The organism is Streptomyces niveus, assembly GCF_001723055.1.
In the GTDB taxonomy this organism is placed as follows: Bacteria; Actinomycetota; Actinomycetes; order Streptomycetales; family Streptomycetaceae; genus Streptomyces; species Streptomyces niveus.
Window position 1 is genome coordinate 296 of the sequence record NZ_MDCR01000577.1, and the last position, 365, is coordinate 660.

1 protein-coding gene is annotated in these 365 nt (G+C 69.0%); it reads left to right on the top strand.

All coding sequences use genetic code 11. The features are described from left to right. The coding region (locus BHU15_RS37690) for a CNNM domain-containing protein (protein ID WP_141726998.1) at positions 1–365 on the top strand (365 nt) is incomplete at both ends.

Below are 365 nucleotides of genomic sequence, written 5' to 3' on the forward strand. Positions count from 1 at the left end.
ACCCGATCGCGTTCGTGATCGCGCTGACCCTGGCCACGTATCTGCACATGCTGTTCGGCGAGATGATCCCGAAGAACATCGCGCTCGCCGCGCCCACGAAGACGGCGCTCGTGCTCGGCCCGCCGCTGGTCGCCCTGACCCGCACGCTGCGTCCGCTGATCTTCGGCATCAACGCGTTCGCCAACGTCCTGCTCCGGCTGATCAAGGTGGAGCCCAAGGACGAGGTCGCCGCCGTCTTCAACGACGACGAACTCGCCCGTATGGTCGCCGTCTCCAGCCAGGCCGGGCTGCTCTCGCCGGCCGACGGCGAACGGCTGCGGGACGCGCTGGAGCTGGGCACCCGCCCGGTCGGCGAACTCCTCGTA